Source organism: Neisseria sp. HMSC065D04 (genome assembly GCF_001815675.1).
In the GTDB taxonomy this organism is placed as follows: domain Bacteria; phylum Pseudomonadota; class Gammaproteobacteria; order Burkholderiales; family Neisseriaceae; genus Neisseria.
This window is the reverse complement of the sequence record NZ_KV821472.1, coordinates 1-19,168: the sequence shown is the minus strand read 5'-3', so window position 1 is coordinate 19,168 and position 19,168 is coordinate 1. Positions and strand designations below refer to the sequence as shown.

Genomic DNA, 19,168 nt, shown 5'->3' with positions numbered 1-19,168 from the left:
CCGACGGGGTGAAAAATACAGTTGCTACGTCTTTGGTTTTGTTCGTGGGCAAAGCCCACGCTACATCTGCTGCGTTAAAACGGGACGGGATTATAAATTTCAGACGACCTTTGGGGGCTGTAGGTCGGATTCTTGAATCCGACAGTTGCTACGTCTGTTTTAAACGGCTTCAATAATTTTTCAGACGACCTTCCGTTTGAAAAGATCGTCTGAAACGTGCATCAGGCAAATTCGCCGCCGAAGCTCATGGCGCCGGTTTCTGCGCTGCTGGTCATGCTGCGGAAGTTGGCGAAGAGTTCGCGGCCGCAGCCTTGTTGGTTCGCGCTCAAGTCGATGTGTTCGACTTCGCGGGCGTTCCATTCGGCTTCGTTAATCAGGACGTTGAGTTCGCCGGTAACGGAGTCGAAGCGGATCAGGTCGCCGGTACGGATTTTGGCGATGTTACCACCCATCAGGGCTTCGGGCGTCATGTGGATGGACGCGGGCACTTTGCCGGACGCGCCGGACATACGGCCGTCGGTCAGTAGCGCCACTTTGAAGCCGCGGTCTTGCAGGATGCCCAAAGGCGGGGTCAGTTTGTGCAACTCGGGCATACCGTTGGCGCGCGGGCCTTGGTAGCGGACGACGCACACAAAATCGCGTTCCAACTCGCCGCGTTCAAACGCTGCCAACACTTCGCGTTGGTCGTTAAACACGATGGCGGGCGCTTCGATGATGCGGCAGCCTTCGCGCACGGCGGACACTTTAATCACGCCGCGACCGATGTTGCCTTTCATCAGGCGCAAACCGCCGTCAGGGGAGAACGGGTTGTCGGCTTTACGCAGGATGTCGTCGTTGCCGCTTGTTTCGGGGGCTTCGCGCCATTCGAGTTTGCCGTCGATGAGGAAAGGCTCTTTGGTGTAGTGGCGCATACCGTGTCCGACGACGGTATCGACATCGTCGTGCAACAGACCTGCGTCCAGTAATTCGCGGATAACGAAAGGCAGGCCGCCTGCTGCGGTGAAGTGGTTCACGTCGGCTTTACCGTTGGGGTACACGCGGATAAGCAGCGGGATGATGGAGGAAATTTCGTCGAAGTCGTCCCAGTTCAAAATCACGCCGGCGGCGCGCGCCATGGCAACGAGGTGCATGGTGTGGTTGGTCGAACCGCCGGTTGCCATCAAACCGATCAGGGCGTTGATGAAGGATTTTTCGGTCAACATTTCGCCCAAGGGTTTGATGGTGCCGTTTTTGATGCCGCGCGCGAGGTGTCCGGCAGCGTAGCGGGTCAGGGCTTCGCGCAGGTCGGTATAGGGATGGACGAAAGCGGCGGCGGGCAGGTGTACGCCCATCATTTCCATCATCATTTGGTTGGAGTTGGCGGTGCCGTAGAAGGTACAAGTACCCGGGCTGTGGTAGGAACCCATTTCGCTTTCAAGCAGGGCATCACGGCCGACTTTGCCTTCGGCGAAAAGCTGGCGGGTACGGGCTTTTTCCTTATTGCCGATACCGCTGGACATCGGGCCTGCCGGGACGAAGATGCCTGGGATATGGCCGAAGGACAATGCACCAATCATCAAACCCGGTACGATTTTGTCGCACACGCCCATAAACAGGCTGCCGTCGAACATTTGGTGCGACAGGCCGATGGCGGTACTCATGGCGATGACGTCGCGGGAGAACAGCGACAATTCCATACCTGCATAGCCTTGCGTGATGCCGTCGCACATGGCGGGCGTACCGCCGGCGACTTGGGCGGTCGCGCCGTTTTTCTGCGCTTCGTCTTTGATTTGGTCGGGGAAGTCTTTAAACGGCTGGTGTGCGGAAACCATGTCGTTGTAGGCGGTGATGATGCCTAAGTTGGGAACGGTGTCCTGAAGCATTTCGATTTTGATGCTTTTGGGCATGGAGGCGTAGCCGTGCGCCAAGTTGCTGCAACCGAGCTGGTTGCGTTCCAGCCGTCCCATTTGTTTGGCGCTGCGGATTTTCGCCAGATATTTTTCGCGGGTCGGACGGCTGCGCTCGATGATGCGCTCGGTGATTTCGGCGAGCTTGGGGTGGATAGGAGTGGGATTCATGTTCGGTCTCCTGTCGGAAGGGGTGGTATGGGATTTTTGTTTGCGCGTTTCTGATTTTTTGTATTGGGTGTGGTGCGTTCAGCGTTTCAGACGACCTTTCAAACCATGCAAGGGGTCGTCTGAAAGCCTCACTCTATCTATGCAGGCTATTATAATACAAAACCTGTAATTTAGTTACAAAATAATCTGCTAAATGTAAGAAATTTGATTTAAATCGTGATATGCGTCATTTGTGAAAATCTACCAGACCAAACTCATCAAACTTTTAAACTAAGTCAAATAATTTGTAAAAATGAGAATAGACAAAATGTGTAGCCATGTGTAGTATTACTACTCATTAGCCCGCCTGTTTTGAAATTTTGATGCAGGCGATTGGTTTCCATTGCTTTTCTGCCGAAACCGCCCGTCTTTCACGGCATCCGGCGGCGCCGGCACAAGGCCTTCCTCAACGAGAGATAAAACGATGAGTACACAAACAAATTTTGATTTGGTGTTGTTCGGCGCGACCGGCGATTTGGCAATGCGTAAGCTGCTGCCTTGTCTGTATCAGGCGCACGTTGCAGGGTTGCTCAATCCTCAGGGTCGTATTTTAGGTGTCAGCCGCAGCGATTTGGATACGGCGGGCTTTTTGGCAAAAGTGGAAACCAACTCCAAAATCCATGTCAAACAAAACTTTTCAGACGACGCCTGGGCATCGTTCGTCAAACGCATCGAATATTTGAAAGTCGACGTTACCCAAGAAGCCGATTTTGCCGCGTTGGGCGAAAAAGTCAAAGCCCGCAAAGAGACCGACAACGTCATCATCTATCTTTCCACCGCGCCGAAATTCTTCGCGCAAGCCTGCGAAAACCTTGCCAAAGTCGGACTGAACGCCGACAACGCGCGCGTCGTTTTGGAAAAACCGCTGGGTACCGACCTCGCCTCTTCCCAACAAATCAATACCGATGTCGCCCGCTACTTCAAAGAAAGCCAAATCTACCGCATCGACCACTACTTAGGCAAAGAAAGCCTGCAAAACCTGCTGGCGCTGCGTTTTGCCAACGTGATGTTCGAGCCGTTGTGGAACAACAAATACATCGAAAGCGTACAACTGACCATCGCCGAACAGCTCGGCGTGGAAGAGCGCGGCGAGTTTTACGACATTACCGGCGCGCTGCGCGACATGGTACAAAACCACCTGATGCAAATGCTGTGCATGACTGCGATGGAAGCACCCGCCAGCTTGGATGCCGACGCGGTACGCGATGAAAAAGTCAAAGTCATCAAATCATTGAAACCGCTGACCATCGAATCCGTCAACGAAAACGTCGTGCGCGGACAATACACCGCCGCCAAAGGCATGAACGGCTATCTGCAAGAAATCAACGTTCCGCAAGACAGCTTCACCGAAACCTACGTCGCCATCAAAGCCGAAATCGAAAACGAACGTTGGAAAGGCGTTCCCTTCTATCTGCGCACCGGCAAACGCATGGCGGGCAAAGTGGCAGAAATCGTATTGAACTTCCGTCCGCTGCAAAACCATATTTTTGAAAACAGCCAAGCCGCGCCAAACCGTTTGGTTATCGAATTGCAGCCGACCGAATCCGTACGCCTCTATACGCAGATGAAAGCGCCGGGCGCAGGCAACAAAGTCGAAATCGTGCCGCTGGCAGCCGACTTGGAAAAAGTCCTCGAAGGCCGCCGCGCCGAAGCTTACGAACGCCTGCTGTTGGACGTCATCAACGGCAAGCTCGCCCTCTTCAACCGCCGCGACGAACTCGAAGCCGCTTGGGAATATGTGATGCCGATTCTGGAAAACTGGGCAAGCAACACCACCCCGCCGCACGGCTACGACGCGCATTCATGGGGCCCGGAAGCCGCCCGCGAACTGTTGGCGCGCGACGGACACAAGTGGCACGAAGACCAGTAAAGCCTTTTCAGACGACCTTTGCTTGAAGCGTTCACGGTTCAAAAAGGTCGTCTGAAAACCATAAGGCGGCAGATTAGGCGTTTCCGCCGACATTCGCGCTGCCATCGACAATACAGGCTCTCACTTACTTTCCCGCTCACAAACACTGCCTTTCAGACGACCTCCTGCCCCCTTCTTAACAAAAGGTCGTCTGAAAACAGAGAAAGGACACTTTTATGTTCGTTTGGCATGAATACGAAAACGCAGCAGCCGCTTCACAGGCTTTGGCAGACGCAGTCGCCGCCGCGCTGCAAAACGCGCTGGATAACAAAGGCAGCGCAGTGTTGGCGGTTTCCGGCGGCCGCTCGCCGATTCCCTTCTTCCAAGCCTTGTCGCAAAAAGATTTGGACTGGCAAAAAGTCGGCATCACTTTGGTTGACGAGCGCATCGTGCCGACGACCCACGCCGACAGCAACACCGCCCTGGCGCACGAATACCTGCTGCAAAACAAAGCCGCCGCAGCGACTTGGATTCCCGTTGTCGAAGCGGGTAAATCTGAAACTGAATTACAACCCGACAGCGTCGTTGCCTACGCGCTGAAACATTACAAACAACCTGACGTACTGATTTTGGGCATGGGCGGCGACGGACATACCGCCTCCCTCTTCCCGCAAGCGCCGCAGCTGAAGGCAGCCATCAACGAATCAGACGACCCGACCCTTATCCACACCACGCCCGTTACCGCGCCGCATGAGCGCGTCAGCATGACCTTGGGCGCCATCGCCAAAACGGAAAACGTCTTTTTGGCGATTCAGGGTGCGGAGAAAAAAGCCGTGTTCGACAAAGCCGCCGCGCGCGCCGATTTGGAATATCCGACCAGCCTGGTATTGAACCATCAAGGAGTAAACTGCCATGTCTTCTACTCAAACTGATATTCAACAACCCGTCGGCAAAAACTATCCGCGCCTGGTCGCTGACATTGGCGGCACCAACGCCCGCTTCGCGCTCGAAACTGCCCCGCAGCAGATTGAAAAAGCCCAAGTCTTGCCGTGCAAAGACTATGACACCATCGTCGATGCCGCCAAAGCCTATTTGGAACAGGCAGGCGGAGCTGAAGTCCGGCACGCCGCCTTCGCCATCGCCAACCCGATTTTGGGCGACTGGGTGCAAATGACCAACCACCATTGGGCGTTTTCCATCGAAACCACCCGTCAGGCATTGGAGCTGGACACTCTCATCCTCTTGAACGACTTTACTGCGCAGGCATTGGCGGTAACGCAGACTTCAAGCAAAGACCTGATGCAGGTAGGCGGGCATAAACCCATCGAATTCGCCCCCAAAGCCGTCATCGGGCCGGGAACCGGTTTGGGCGTGAGCGGACTGGTGCACAGCCCCGCAGGCTGGGTCGCGCTTGCCGGCGAAGGCGGCCATTCCAGCTTCCCGCCGTTTGACGACATGGAAGTTTTGATTTGGCAGTATGCGAAAAACAAATACGGCCATGTCTCCGCCGAACGCTTCCTCAGCGGCGCAGGTTTGAGCCTGATTTACGAAGCACTCGCCAAACGCGACAAACTGAAAAACTACCGCCTCAAACCGTCCGAAATCACCGAAAAAGCCTTAAGCGGCACATCCCCTCTCTGCCGTCAGACTTTGGACATCTTCTGCGCCATGCTCGGCACGGTTGCCTCCAACCTCGCCCTGACGCTGGGCGCGCGCGGCGGCGTATATTTGTGCGGCGGCATCATCCCCCGCGTTTTGGAATATTTTAAAACCTCACCTTTCCGCAGCCGCTTTGAAAACAAAGGCCGTTTCGAAGCCTATCTCGCCGCGATTCCCGTCTATGTCGTCTTAAGCGAATTTCCGGGCATCACCGGCGCAGCGGCGGCACTCGACAACCACTTGAAAAACGTTTAATCACACAAGCCGCCCCGACAAGGGGCGGCACACACCGAAGGGCATATTTATGTTAAGCAAAATCAGCGAATCACTGTCAAACCTGTCGGGCGCAGAACGCAAAGTCGCCGAATGCGCCTTGGCGGAACCCAAATGGTTTGTCCATGCCGCCGTCGCCGAAATCGCCGAGCGCGCATCCGTCAGCCAGCCGACCGTCATCCGTTTTTGCCGCAGCCTGGGCTACAAAGGACTGCCCGAGTTCAAACTCGCCCTGTCCGCCAGCATAGGCCACGAAGGTATGCCCTACGTCCATGAAGAGCTCAACGCCGACGACGACATGAGCATCGTTGTCGAAAAAGTATTGGGCAACGCCGCCGCCTCCATTTTGGGCGAACGTCGCTTCCTGAAAGAGTCCGAACTGGAAAACGCCATCGCCACCCTGATGCACGCGCGCCGTGTCGAGTTCTACGGCGTCGGCAACTCCGGCATCGTCGCCCAAGACGCGCAACACAAATTCTTCCGCTTCGGCATTTCCACCGTCGCCTACGTCGATACCCACACCCAACTGATGGCGGCCTCCGTCCTGTCCGACCAAGACGTCGTCGTCGCCATTTCCAACACCGGCTCGTCCATCGAGCTTTTAGACGCCGTCAGCATCGCCAAAGAAAACGGCGCGTCCGTCATCGCCCTGACCCGCAACGACTCCCCGCTGGCACAGCTTGCCGACTGCGTATTGAGCATCGCCACACAGGAAAACGCCGAACTCTACACCCCCATGGTGTCCCGCCTGCTGCAACTCGCCGTCATCGACATCCTCGCCATCGGACTCGCCCTGCGCCTGGGCGATGCCGCCAGCCTGCAACTGCAAAAAAGCAAAAAAAGCATACACAACAAACACATCGATTACGACAAAGACTAAACCATATAGTGGATTAACTCTAAATCAGGACAAGGCGACGAAGCCGCAGACAGTACAGATAGTACGTTCAGCACCTTAGAGAATCGTTCTCTTTGAGCTAAGGCGAGGCAACGCCGTACTGGTTTAAAGTTAAGCCACTATACATTTTCAGACGACCCGACATATCCCAAGGTCGTCTGAAAATACCGGCCAAAAAATCAGTGCCGCCGTTTCCCCTCAATGTTGACACCCAACCCAAATAACGGCAGACACCCCGCATTCACACCCAACCCTAAAAACGGAAACCCACCCGTTCCCGTTTCAGACGACCTCACGGCCGTTTTCCCACAAAACCGTCCAACCTCAGGAGCATCCGATGAAACACCTTCACGACTTACCGGCTTGGTCAAAATTATGGATACATTTTGACGAAACCAAAGAACAACACATGCGCGAAATGTTCGATCAAGACCCGCAGCGTGCCGAACGCTACTGGCTGCAAGTCGGCGGACTGACGCTGGATTACTCCAAAAACCGCATCAACGACGAAACCATGGCACTGTTGTTCGAGCTTGCCCGTGAAGCCGGCGTACCCGAACGCATGCAGCAGATGTTCCGCGGCGAAAAAATCAACACCACCGAAAACCGCGCCGTCCTCCACGTCGCCCTGCGCAACCGCACCAACTCCCCCATCGTCGTTGACGGCGAAGACGTCATGCCCAAAGTCAACCACGTCCTCCAACGTATGGGCGAATTTGCACACGAAGTCCGCAGCGGCAGCTGGTTAGGCTATACCAACCAAGTCATCACCGACATCGTCAACATCGGCATCGGCGGCTCCGACCTCGGCCCGCTGATGATGTGTACCGCGCTCAAACCCTTCGGACACCCCCGCCTCAACATGCACTTCGTCTCCAACGTGGACGGCTCCCAACTGCGCGACGTATTGTCCAAAGTCCACCCCGAGACCACCCTCTTCATCATCGCCTCCAAAACCTTCACCACCCAAGAAACCCTCACCAACGCCCTGACCGCGCGCAAATGGTTCCTTGACCACGCAGGCGACGAAGCCGCCGTCGCCAAACACTTCGTCGCCGTATCCACCAACCAAAAAGCCGTTGCCGAGTTCGGCATCGACACCGCCAACATGTTCGAATTTTGGGACTGGGTCGGCGGACGATACAGCCTCTGGTCAGCCATCGGCCTGCCCATCATGCTCTATTTGGGCGAAGAAAACTTCATCGAAATGCTCAACGGCGCGCACCTGATGGACCAACACTTCATCAACACCCCGCTCGAGCGCAACATGCCCGTCATCCTCGCCCTCATCGGCATCTGGTACATCAACTACTACGGCGGCGGCAGCCACGTCATCGCCCCCTACGACCAACACCTCCACCGCCTGCCCAAATTCATCCAGCAGCTCGACATGGAGAGCAACGGCAAACAAGTTACCCTCGACGGCAAAGCAGTCGGCTACGAAACCTCCCCGATTATTTGGGGCGAAACCGGCATCAACGGTCAGCACGCCTTCTTCCAACTGCTGCACCAAGGCACCCACATCACCCCGATCGACCTCATCGCCTCGCTTGAAAAACGCAGCAACCTGCGCGGCCACCACGAAATCCTGCTCGCCAACGTCTTCGCCCAAGCCGAAGCCTTCATGCGCGGCAAAACCCCCGACGAAGTCCGCGCCGAACTCAAAGCCCAAGGCATGGAAGCAGAGCGCATCGAAGAGCTGGTTCCGCACAAAACCTTCTCAGGCAACCGCCCGACCAACCTCATCCTCATGGACAAAATCAACCCCCGCAACATGGGCAGCCTGATCGCCATGTACGAACACAAAACCTTCGTCCAAGGCATTATCTGGGGCATCAACAGCTTCGACCAATGGGGTGTCGAACTCGGCAAACAGCTCGCCAAAACCATCCTCGCCGAGCTGACCGGAGAAACCGGCGTACAAAAACACGACAGCTCCACCACCCGCCTGATCAACCTTTATCTGAACGCCAACAAATAAAGACAGCCCCATCAGGACAAAAGGTCGTCTGAAAACCCAGATTCAAGGTTTTCAGACGACCTTTTTGTCTGACAGAGTTGATAAATATAGCATAAATTCAAATAAGGAATAACGGCAGCATGGCGGTTTGCCATTGAAGCTACCATGCATTTATGGATAGCAACATTCCTTCCGTTTTATAAATTTTCAACGGGGTGTCCATAAAAATACTTCATACCCTCTATCCAGTTTTTTTCGGCTAACCGATCGATATAGCCAATCATCAAATCAAGCTCATTTCTCGAGATGACCGCATCAGTCTCAACCGGAATTTTTTCGCCCGTAAAGATAGATAAAAGAGAAGATTGGACATAGAGATTATATTTTTCCCTCTTTTGTGCGGCAACATATAGAGCAGTCATAATTTCTTGCGTCAATAAACCGGGGAAGGCGGGAGAGGACTTATAGTAATAACAATCTGAATCTATGGTTTTTATCTTATCCAGATATAAATTTCCTACATCATCCAAGGTTGCGTTTTCCGATAATGTTGAACGATAGTTAAGGAAAATATCCAACGCATCTTTTATCGCTATTTCTAAATTACTGTCAAAGCCATCCCATTTTGCCCACAACGCTAAAAGGTATGGAATGACTTGGTATGACATTGTTGCCGTTGCGCCGACAACGAAGGTAAAGGCACCAAATGACGATGCGGAATCCAAAAAACGCAAATTCCCAATGTTTTGCAAATCATCGTGTGTACACACCGAACAAAACAGCCTAATACATAAATTTAATACCGTTTTATCTTTTGTTTGGTTCATCAGGTCGACTAAAAGGTTTTTGACGGAAAAGTCTCCTTTTTTCATGATTTCGACAATGAGCAATATACGTTCGCGTTCTTCCTGAACCGAAAGCAAGCTGCTCTTTAGTTCATCCAAACTCATCTGATTGACTTTGCCATACCAAATTCCGGGCAGTAATACTTCAATCATGTACCAAGCTCCTATCTTAAACTTTACTTTCAAAATGCAAAGGTCGTCTGAAAAAGCCCGTATCCGGGGTTTTCAGACGACCTTTCCCTTATTCTTCTTAGTTTGCCGCCTCAAGGCAGGGCGATGAATTTAATCAGCACTTCTTTGAAAATAAAGCCGAACACGCCCAAGCCCAATACCAGGAACAAAATCGCGATGCCGAATTTGCCCGCCTTGGATTCCTTGCCCAAGTTCCAGACGATAAAACCCAAGAAAATAACCAGTCCGGTCAGGCAGATTTTCATCGCCCAATCGGAAAATTCTGCTTCACTCATAATTGATTTCCTTATTTGATGTTGTGTGTATTTTAATGTTTTCAGACGACCTTTGAAACGCCAAAAGGTCGTCTGAAATGTAATGGTTCAGCAAATGCCGTCCGTCAGGCGTTTGCCTTAACGTGCCAATGCCTGTTTCAAATCGTCAATCAAATCATCGACGTATTCCAAACCGACGGACAGGCGCACCAGTCCGGGGCGGATATTGGCGGCGAGTTTTTCTTCGGGCTGCATCCTGCCGTGTGTGGTTGTCCACGGGTGGGTAATGGTCGAGCGCACGTCGCCGAGGTTGGCGGTACGGGAGAAGAGTTCGACGCCGTCCACGACTTTCCACGCGGCGTCAGTGTCGGCGACTTCAAAGCCGATGACGATGCCGCCGCCGTTTTGCTGTTTGCGGATAAGCTCCGCCTGCGGATGGTCGGGCAATCCGGTGTAGTAAACGGCTTGAACCTGCGGCTGCGCTTGCAGCCATTGGGCGATTTTCAGGGCGTTGTCGAACTGTTTTTCCATACGCAGCGACAGGGTTTCTACGCCGCTCAACAACTGCCATGCGTTAAACGGCGACATTGCCAGCCCGCAAGAGTTGCAGTAAACGGCGACCTGCGTCATCAATTCTTCCGAACCCGCCAACACGCCGCCCATCACGCGCCCGTGTCCGTCGATGGCTTTGGTTGCGGAGGAAACGGAAATATCCGCGCCGTGTTTCAAAGGCTGCGAGCCGACGGGCGACAGCAGGCTGTTGTCCACGACCAAAAGCGCGCCGATGCTGTGCGCCAATTCTGCCAAGGCTTCCAAGTCGGCCACTTCGCCCAAGGGGTTGGAAGGCGTTTCCAAAAACAGCAGTTTGGTGTTGGCTTTGACGGCGGCTTTCCATTCGTCCACATCGGTCGGCGACACATGGCTCACTTCGATGCCGAATTTGGTGACGATGTTGTTGATAAAGCCGACGGTCGTGCCGAACAGGCTGCGGCTGGAAATCACATGGTCGCCCGCCTGCAGGAAGGTGAAAAACGCCGCCTGAATCGCGGACATACCGGTCGAAGTGGCGACCGCGCGTTCCGCGCCTTCTAAGGCGGCGATGCGTTTTTCAAAGGCGGCTGTGGTCGGGTTGGCAGTACGGGTATAAGTGAACCCTTTGATTTTCTTGGAAAACAAATCGGCGGCGTGTTGGGCGTTGTCCCACATGAAGCTGCTGGTGAGAAACAATGCCTGATTGTGTTCGCGGTATTCGGTTTGCTCTTTGCCGCCGCGTATGGCGAGCGTCTGCGGGTGGAGTTTTTTACTCATTTGTTTTCCAATCTTGTTCAGTAGGTTTGTTTGGTGTCGGAAAGGAGGAAGCCATAGGTTAACTTGTTAACATTTTGCGCTTATTTGCGCCGTCTTTCAAGTTTGGCGGCGAATGGCAAAAGGTCGTCTGAAAACGTTTTTCAGACGACCTTTTGCAATCGTTCCAAGCTTTTATTGATAAACCCGCCCGTCGTGTTCCAGCCAGCCGTCGGTATGGCGGCCTGCGGGGTCGTGGTGCGTCCAATGGAGGACGCCGCCCTGTTCCGACCATTCGTATTCGCCGTAGAAGCCGACTTTATCGCCTTTTTTCAAGCCTTTGATTTTGTCGGCGAGGTCGATGTTGTGCGCCACTAAAAGCGTTTGCCCGCTGGACAGTTTCAAGATAAAACGCTGATGGCGCGTGCCTTGGTTGTCGTCGGGCAGCGTTTTGAGAACCGTACCTGCGCCTTTCACCTGAATATCACTCTGTTGGTTTTCAAAGGCTTGCTGCAATATTTGTTCCGCGCTGCCCTGCCCTGCTTGGCGGTCGGATTTCGGCTGCTTGGATTGCGATTTTTTGGATTCAGACTGCTCGGATGGGCGTTTTTCCGCTTGGGTTTGAGGCTGCGTTTGGGTTTGTACCGCATCCACTGCCTGCCCCTGCCGCCCCTGCTGCATTTTTTGATAACCGACTACCACGGCGGCAACAATCAGCATCCAAATCCATTTGTTTTTATTCATAAAATCCACGCCCAAAAAAATGCCCGACGGTTCATCGGGCATAAATTATTTGAAAGGAGTTAAATCACGATAACGTGAGCCGCCATTATATACAAAACCGGCGGAAAAATCAGCATTTTCAGTCCGATACCTGAAGCGGCGGCGTGATCACGCTTTTTTATTCCCCTGACTGTATTTCATTTCGTATTTGATGTCGTTCAGGATTTTTTTCACGTTGTAATCCAAAAGCTGTTCCACCAAATCGGGCGCCTGTTCGCTGAGGGTTTGTTGGAGCTGGTAGGTAAACAGCGCCATTTGTTTCTGCACGGTGGTGCGTATCATGCCGTTGACGGCGTCGGCAACGTGCGGGCGCAGGCGTTTGATCAAACGCTCGCTCAGGTCTTGCTCGGAAATGCAGAACACTTCCCTGCGGTTGATGACCTGCGGGTTTAATACGTTGATATGGACGGTAATCGGCGGCGTTTCTTCTTTGGGGTCGTCTGAAACCTGCTCTTGCGCCTGCGGATTTTCGTTTTCAGACGACTCTGCCTCTGCTTTTGCAGGCGCGTCAAATTCGACTGTTTTACGTTTCGGATTCAGCCAAACCGTGCGCGTGGACTCAATTTGCCTGTCGGACGCGCTCATTTGCAGCGAAGACTGCGCGTTCAGCCAGTTTTCCTGCAAAATCACCATCGCATCGGTCTCCGCCGTTTCGGCAGCTTCTTCCTCCAGCATGGCGTTGTGTTCCTCCTGCCATTTGCGTAGATATTCCGTCAACACGGCATCGCGGTTGGCATCGTCGAGCTTGACCGACTTGGCTTTGGGCCTCTGCTCGAAGGCGGGCTCTTGAGATTCGCGCACCAAAGGCGCGTGTGTGTAAGGTGCATTCAATTGGCGGGTTTGCCGCAGCTTTTCCAAGCGGCTTTCCCAATCCAGGCTTTCATCCGTTTGTTGTGGCGTATCGGGACGATTCGTATCCATTTTTAGCTTTCGTTCTTCCGTTGTGTCATTTCATTTCACGCGCATAGCGAATGCCGTGATTTGCTATAATGCGGTATTTTAACAGATTCCCAGGAACACATCATGAGCAGCATCGAACAACGCCTCGAATATTTGGAAGAAGCCAACGACGTTTTGCGTATGCAGAACCACGTCCTCGCCACCGCCCTCAAAGGCCTGATCCGTTCGCTGCCGTCCGACATGGCAAACGAAGCCGTCGAGTCCATCCAGCTTGCCTTTGAAGACGCACTCGCCGAATTGAACTACGAAGACAGCCCGCATACCGACCTCTTCCATGACGTAACCTACGCTTTTTTCCGCGAAAAAGACCACTAACGCGTAGCGACTTCCCCAAACCGTGTTAAACTATCCGTTTATTTATTAATATCCGTAAAGAAGGAACCTCCCCATGAACATGAAAAAATGGATTGCAGCCGCCCTCGCCTGCTCCGCGCTGGCGCTCTCCGCCTGCGGCGGCCAAAGCAAAGACGCTTCCTCGTCAGCCCCTAAAGCCGACAAAGTGTACCGCGTCGCCGCCAACGCCGAATTCGCCCCTTTCGAATCATTGGATTCCGCCGGCAACGTTGAAGGTTTCGACGTCGATTTGATGAACGCGATGGCAAAAGCCGGCGGATTCAAAGTCGAATTCAAACACCAGCCTTGGGACAGCCTCTTCCCCGCGCTCAAAAACGGCGATACGGATATCGTCATCTCCGGCGTAACCATTACCGACGAGCGCAAGCAGTCCATGGATTTCACCGACCCTTATTTTGAAATCACCCAAGTCGTCCTCGTTCCCAAAGGTAAAAAAGTCGCCTCTTCAGACGACCTCAAAAACATGGCGAAAGTCGGTGTCGTTACCGGACAAACCGGCGACTTCTCCGTTTCCAAACTCTTGGGCAACGACAATCCTAAAATCGCCCGCTTTGAGAGCGTTCCTTTGGTCATCAAAGAGCTGGAAAACGGCGGCGTGGATGCCGTGGTCAGCGACAGCGCGGTCATCGCCAACTATGTGAAAAACAACCCGACCAAAAGCATGGACTTCATCACCCTGCCTGATTTTACGATTGAAAACTACGGCATTGCCGCACGCAAAGGCGACGAAGCGACCGTCAAAATGCTGAACGAAGCGCTGAAAAAAGTACGCGACAGCGGCGAATACGACAAAATCCACGCCAAATACTTCGCCAAAGAAGGCGATAAAGCGGCAGCCGCCAGCCAAGCAGCCAGCCAACCTGAAGCAGCCAAATAATCTGTTTCAACGTTCTTAAGCAATAAGAAAGGTCGTCTGAAAGCCTGTATCGCGGGTTTCAGACGACCTTTTATAGTGGATTAAATTAAACCAGTACGGCGTTGCCCCGCCTTAGCTCAAAGAGAACCTCTAAGGTGCTGAAGCACCAAGTGAATCGGTTCCGTACTATCTGTACTGTATCTGCGGCTTCGTCGCCTTGTCCTGATTTAGTTAATCCACTATATGCCGGATTCCGTTCCGAAGGCAGTATTGGGCGGCTTGGCCCTACCCTCGTTATCCGATAGCCAAGTCTTTCCGAACCAAGCCGCCGCAGAAATTCAAACACACAGAAAGTCCCTTATGTCCCAATCCACACCCGCCCCGCTGGGCGAAAAGCAAATGGCGGTTTTGATGGCGATGTTGGTTGCCCTGATGCCGTTTTCGGTTGATGCCTACCTGCCCGCCATTCCAGAAATGGCGCAGTCGTTGAGCACGGATATCCACCGCATTGAGCAGAGTTTGGTTTTGTTTATGTTCGGCGTGGCGTTCGGTCAGATTGCCGGTGGCGCGGTTTCGGACATCAAGGGACGCAGACCTGTGGCTTTGTTCGGTTTGAGCATTTATTTTGCGGCCGTTGTCGCGCTGACGATGGTGCAGTCGGTGGACGGGCTGTTGAACCTGCGCGCCGTACAGGCGTTCGGGGCGGGGATGACGGTGGTCATCGTCGGAGCGATGGTGCGCGATTATTATTCGGGCAGGCAGGCGGCGCAGATGTTTGCCTTAATCGGCATTATCCTGATGGTCGTGCCGCTAATTGCGCCTATGTTCGGCTCGATGTTGCAGGATTTGGGCGGCTGGCGTTTTATTTTCGGTTTTTTGGCGGCGTATTCGTTTGTTTTGTTCATCTTGGTGTTTACTTTCCTGCCGCGTCCGAAGCAGACGGGTAAAATCAGGATGGACATTTTCGGACTGGTGGCGGGCAGGTTTGCCAGAGTGCTGAAAACGCGGGCGGCGATGGGCTATCTGTTTTTTCAGGCATTCAGCTTTGCGTCGATGTTTGCATTTTTGACGGAATCGTCTTTTGTTTACCAAAAACTGTACCATGTGACGCCGCACCAATATTCTTGGGCCTTTGCGCTGAACGTCCTTACGATGGCTTCGTTCAACCGCATCACGGCATGGCGGCTGAAAACGGGGGCGCACCCGCAAAGTATTTTGAAATGGGGCATTATCGTGCAGTTTGTGGCGAACCTGACGATGGTGCTGTTGGTCGTATCGATGGGGCTGCCGCCGATGTGGGCTTTGGTGCCATGCGTAATGTTTTCGGTAGGCACGCAAGGCTTGGTCGGCGCAAACACGCAGGCTTGCTTTATGGCTTATTTCAAGCAGGAAAGCGCCAGCGCAAATGGGGTATTGGGCGCGTTCCAATCCATCATCGGCGCAAGCGTGGGGCTGTTGGCAACGCGGCTGCACAATGGTTCTGCGTTGGTGATGGCGGGCATGATGCTGGCTTCGACGGTATGCGGGATTGTGTTGCTGTGGCTCTGCTCGCATCAGGCTTGGAAGGAAAACGATAAAAGCGAATATGTGTGAATCGTGAACGGCAAAAGGTCGTCTGAAACCTTGAAATCGGGTTTCAGACGACCTTTTTACATCAGCCTATTACTTATTGCACGACATCGCAAGACTTCGCTTTTTCGTGCTTAGGCGCGTTGACGAAATCTTTGCAGTCCGCCAGCAGCTTGGGCAAAAGCGGTTGGAACACGGGATGGCTGCGCAGCTTGCCCGCGTAAAACGACATCATGTACGGATAATAATACTGCATCGCCTGCATCCATTTCGCACCCTCTTCCTTCTTGCCTTGCCGGTAGAGATACAGCGCCACCTGATAAGCGTTGGAATACGGGCGGTAAGACAAGGAATCGATCGCCGCCTTCTCCGCCCAAGGTTTGACCTGCATATCGGTCGGCTCGGCGCGGCGGGTCAGGCTGAGGTCGGCATAATAAGCCAGCATCGGGCTGGTTTCGGAAATATGGCGCAAACCGTTAATCTTCCGCCCCGCCATCTCCGTACTTTCATTTTTCGGAATCCGGCTGTAATCGACCAAATCGGTATACGTCCAGCCCATATGCAGCAGCCCGCCGATAATCAGCAGCGTAGCAAGCCCGCCCGCCCAATTGCGGCCGCGCATCCAAGCGAGGTCGTCTGAAACGTCTTCATAACGTGCCGGCGCGAGTGCGAACATCAACACAAACGGCGTCAGGAAATAGATATACCACAATGGGTACTCCAGCATACTGTGGCACATACTGACGGCAACCATAGACAGCAGCAGCAGCGAAGCCGGATGGTAAGGACGCACCAACATCCGCCATAGTCCCGCAAGCATTGTCAGGGCAACCAATACCGTACCGACCAGCCCGACTTCGGAGAGCAGTTGTAAAACAATATTGTGCGAATGGGTAAACAACACGCCTAAGATATTATTCGGGAAATACTGCTGCTCCGCATTAATCCAGAAAGTCTGTTGGGCAAAGCTGTTCCAGCCGTGTCCGAACCAAGGCGCGGACAAAAAGGCAGTCCAGGCTTTACGCCATTCAATCTGACGCATCGAGCCTTCAAAACCGCTGTTTCCGGCGCGTTCGACCGCCGTTTCATATTGACCGTTGCCCAGCAGTTCTAAAATCGAACCCATCGCAAATTGAAATACCGCCACCAACGCGACCGTCAGGAAAAATATCCGCACCAGCCTCGCAGAATCCCGTCCCGCACGCCAACGCCACACGGGCAAAATCAACGCCACGCCGGCCACATAGCCCAGAATCGTGCGCGAGTTGACCAAGCCCAAGACAGCCGTCATCAGGAAAACCAACAAAAATCCCAGCCAGCCCGGCATTTTGCGGGTTGACCACAAATAAGCCGCCGCCAAAACACCCCACATCAAATAATGCCCGAGGTGGTTGCGCTGCCCAAGCTGACCGCTGACCTCTTTTCCACTATACACAATCATGTTGCGCAGGAACCCAAGATCGTACCAGCCCTTAAACTGTATAAACGCAATCGCAGCCTGCAGCAACGTACCAAACAGCAGCGACCACGCAAACACCGTCACAATGCGTTCCTGCCCGTAGGCCGCGACCCAGCCGCGGCAAGCCCATACCGCCAAAGCCAGAATGATAAACGTCCACATCACCATATCGTTCATGCCGACGTAAATCAAATCCATCATCCGCGCCTGAAGCCACCAAAATGCCGCCAAAACCAGCAAACCGACAGCCGCCTTAGGCAGACGAACGCTCAACAAACCCTTATACGCCGTGACCAACACCAGCATCAGCGCACCCAGCAGCGAAGCCGCTTCCAAATAAAAACTCGACAACGGACCCACGCGGTAGAAGGACAAAAACGGCGCGGCGCATATCCACAAGAAACAGCACCACAAAGGCAACAAACGTCTGTCCCATTCGCTCTTAAGGTCGTCTGAAAAACGCATAAACATTATTTTCCCGCCTTTCTCTGCTGCTTCACAAAAGCCAGGCATGCAACAAAAAACACCAAACACGCCGTCAACGATAAAGCGGCACACACCACCTCGGCAGTACCCGCATTAAACAAACGCATCACCGCCTCGGCAAAATAAATCAAAATCAACATAGAACTATACTGGTAAGTATAAACTTTACCCTTCAAAATACCCGACAACGGCAGGCACAAAGGCAAAGCCTTCAGCGCCAGCCACGAACCGCCGCTGCGCAAAGGCGCAATCCACAGTTCCCACGATAAAGAAAGGACAATCAAAAAAATCAAGCTGCCGCAAGCAGCCAGATAAGGCAAAGAAGATTTATGAGAAGAAGTATTCACGGATAAAGTTCAACAGGCATCGCGCCGAGTGTAAAATGCAGGATTATACCGAAAACCGAAACAGCCGTTGCAGCCCGACCGTTTCAGACGACCCCGGGCTACCGTCAGCATCCGTCGTATTACTTTTCAAACTGTCCGACGAATCAAAAAGATATCCCGTCAGGCAGCCGGACATCCTGAAAAAATCCCCAAACAGGTTGAACCTTCACGCCTGCCCATAATCCTATTGATTTATTCTTTTGGTTCTCTATGAAAACAAACCATACCCTATCTTTCAAAACCGCAATTCTCCGTTTGTCCGCATTAGGCTTGGCATTCACGCTTGCCGCGTGTGCCGGCGGCCCATCCACCGGCCCCGTACCCGACGGCTACTACCGCGTCAAACCGGGCGACACCCTCAGCCAAATCGCCAAACGCTACGGACAAAACGTCAACACCTTGGCATCATGGAACAATCTGAACAACGCCTCACAAATCGAAGTCGGACAAGTCTTGCGCGTCCGTAAAAACGCCGCCAACCGCCCCCGTTCCGGCAGTACCGACATCAGCAGCGCCAGAACCGTCGCCCCCGTCAACCGCCTGACCCTGCAATGGCCGGTCGACAACGGCAAAAATTCCATCATCCGCGGCTACGACAACGCGACCAACAAAGGCATCGATATCGGCGGCACACTCGGACAAAGCGTCAAATCCGCAGCCGCCGGAACCGTCCTCTACGTCGGCGAAGAAGTGCGCGGCTACGGCAAACTGATTCTCATTAGCCACAGCGACTTCTCCATCACCGCCTACGCACACAACGACATCATTCTGGTTCAAAAAGACCAAAAAGTCGCAGCAGGCCAGCCGATTGCCACCATGGGCAATAGCGACACAGACGGCGTCAAACTGCATTTCGAAGTCCGCATGAACGGCAAAGCCGTCGACCCGATGCAGTACCTGCCCGGCTAATCCACAGCTTAATAAAACCCAAACCAAGCCGCAGCCCGATTCCGACAAACGGATTACAGGTCGAGACCTTTGCAAAATTCCCCAAAATCCCCTAAA

17 protein-coding genes are annotated in these 19,168 nt (G+C 53.4%); 9 read left to right on the top strand and 8 right to left on the bottom strand.

Annotated features, from left to right (window positions below):
- Positions 1–221: 221 nt before the first annotated feature.
- On the bottom strand, positions 222–2,057 hold the full coding sequence (gene edd, locus HMPREF3050_RS01085; protein WP_003757974.1) for a phosphogluconate dehydratase: 1,836 nt from the start codon (positions 2,055–2,057) through the stop codon (positions 222–224).
- Positions 2,058–2,520: 463 nt separating this feature from the next.
- Between edd and zwf the strand changes: the two genes are divergently transcribed.
- The 5 genes from zwf to pgi all read left to right on the top strand — a co-directional run bounded on the left by zwf (position 2,521) and on the right by pgi (position 8,756).
- Entirely contained in the window at positions 2,521–3,966 is a 1,446-nt protein-coding gene (gene zwf / locus HMPREF3050_RS01080; protein WP_070773158.1) for a glucose-6-phosphate dehydrogenase, read from the top strand.
- Between the two features lie 215 nt (positions 3,967–4,181).
- Positions 4,182–4,877: a 6-phosphogluconolactonase gene (gene pgl / locus HMPREF3050_RS01075; RefSeq protein WP_070773157.1), complete on the top strand. Its 696-nt coding sequence runs from the start codon at positions 4,182–4,184 to the stop codon at positions 4,875–4,877.
- On the top strand, positions 4,858–5,859 hold the full coding sequence (locus tag HMPREF3050_RS01070) for a glucokinase (RefSeq protein WP_003741556.1): 1,002 nt from the start codon (positions 4,858–4,860) through the stop codon (positions 5,857–5,859). Before pgl ends, HMPREF3050_RS01070 begins: the two co-directional genes overlap by 20 nt.
- Before the next feature lie 49 nt (positions 5,860–5,908).
- Entirely contained in the window at positions 5,909–6,757 is an 849-nt protein-coding gene (gene hexR, locus HMPREF3050_RS01065) for a DNA-binding transcriptional regulator HexR (RefSeq protein WP_003776986.1), read from the top strand.
- A gap of 355 nt (positions 6,758–7,112) precedes the next feature.
- Positions 7,113–8,756: a glucose-6-phosphate isomerase gene (pgi, locus tag HMPREF3050_RS01060; protein WP_003768546.1), complete on the top strand. Its 1,644-nt coding sequence runs from the start codon at positions 7,113–7,115 to the stop codon at positions 8,754–8,756.
- Between the two features lie 176 nt (positions 8,757–8,932).
- Here the strand turns inward: pgi and imm47 are convergent, their stop codons facing one another.
- The 5 genes from imm47 to HMPREF3050_RS01035 form a co-directional block, all read right to left on the bottom strand.
- Positions 8,933–9,733, bottom strand: coding sequence for an Imm47 family immunity protein (imm47, locus tag HMPREF3050_RS01055; RefSeq protein ID WP_070773156.1), 801 nt, complete (start codon positions 9,731–9,733; stop codon positions 8,933–8,935).
- A 110-nt stretch (positions 9,734–9,843) separates the two neighbouring features.
- Positions 9,844–10,047, bottom strand: coding sequence for a DUF2788 domain-containing protein (locus tag HMPREF3050_RS01050; protein ID WP_003768561.1), 204 nt, complete (start codon positions 10,045–10,047; stop codon positions 9,844–9,846).
- 117 nt (positions 10,048–10,164) lie between these two features.
- Positions 10,165–11,334 (bottom strand): O-succinylhomoserine sulfhydrylase, encoded by a 1,170-nt coding sequence (gene metZ / locus HMPREF3050_RS01045; protein ID WP_039406766.1) that lies wholly within the window; start codon positions 11,332–11,334, stop codon positions 10,165–10,167.
- A gap of 171 nt (positions 11,335–11,505) precedes the next feature.
- Entirely contained in the window at positions 11,506–12,096 is a 591-nt protein-coding gene (locus HMPREF3050_RS01040) for a DUF3465 domain-containing protein (protein ID WP_070773155.1), read from the bottom strand.
- A 105-nt stretch (positions 12,097–12,201) separates the two neighbouring features.
- The gene (locus tag HMPREF3050_RS01035) at positions 12,202–13,014 is read right to left on the bottom strand and encodes a hypothetical protein (protein ID WP_070773154.1); all 813 of its coding nucleotides are present in this window, start codon (positions 13,012–13,014) and stop codon (positions 12,202–12,204) included.
- 102 nt (positions 13,015–13,116) lie between these two features.
- On the opposite strand from HMPREF3050_RS01035, the gene HMPREF3050_RS01030 reads away from it, so the two are divergent.
- From HMPREF3050_RS01030 to HMPREF3050_RS01020, 3 genes are all read left to right on the top strand, one after another.
- Positions 13,117–13,368: an NGO1151 family protein gene (locus tag HMPREF3050_RS01030; RefSeq protein ID WP_003768589.1), complete on the top strand. Its 252-nt coding sequence runs from the start codon at positions 13,117–13,119 to the stop codon at positions 13,366–13,368.
- A 73-nt stretch (positions 13,369–13,441) separates the two neighbouring features.
- Positions 13,442–14,284 (top strand): basic amino acid ABC transporter substrate-binding protein, encoded by an 843-nt coding sequence (locus HMPREF3050_RS01025; RefSeq protein WP_003768540.1) that lies wholly within the window; start codon positions 13,442–13,444, stop codon positions 14,282–14,284.
- 339 nt (positions 14,285–14,623) lie between these two features.
- Positions 14,624–15,856: a multidrug effflux MFS transporter gene (locus HMPREF3050_RS01020; protein WP_070602823.1), complete on the top strand. Its 1,233-nt coding sequence runs from the start codon at positions 14,624–14,626 to the stop codon at positions 15,854–15,856.
- Positions 15,857–15,929: 73 nt separating this feature from the next.
- Here the strand turns inward: HMPREF3050_RS01020 and HMPREF3050_RS01015 are convergent, their stop codons facing one another.
- Complete coding sequence (locus HMPREF3050_RS01015; RefSeq protein WP_003776966.1) at positions 15,930–17,762, bottom strand: PglL family O-oligosaccharyltransferase; 1,833 nt, start codon at positions 17,760–17,762, stop codon at positions 15,930–15,932.
- On the bottom strand, positions 17,762–18,124 hold the full coding sequence (locus HMPREF3050_RS01010) for a DUF2069 domain-containing protein (protein WP_070773153.1): 363 nt from the start codon (positions 18,122–18,124) through the stop codon (positions 17,762–17,764). Before HMPREF3050_RS01010 ends, HMPREF3050_RS01015 begins: the two co-directional genes overlap by 1 nt.
- A gap of 249 nt (positions 18,125–18,373) precedes the next feature.
- Here HMPREF3050_RS01010 and HMPREF3050_RS01005 point away from each other — a divergent pair, with 249 nt between their 5' ends.
- Positions 18,374–19,072: a murein hydrolase activator EnvC family protein gene (locus HMPREF3050_RS01005; RefSeq protein WP_070773152.1), complete on the top strand. Its 699-nt coding sequence runs from the start codon at positions 18,374–18,376 to the stop codon at positions 19,070–19,072.
- Positions 19,073–19,168 lie beyond the last annotated feature (96 nt).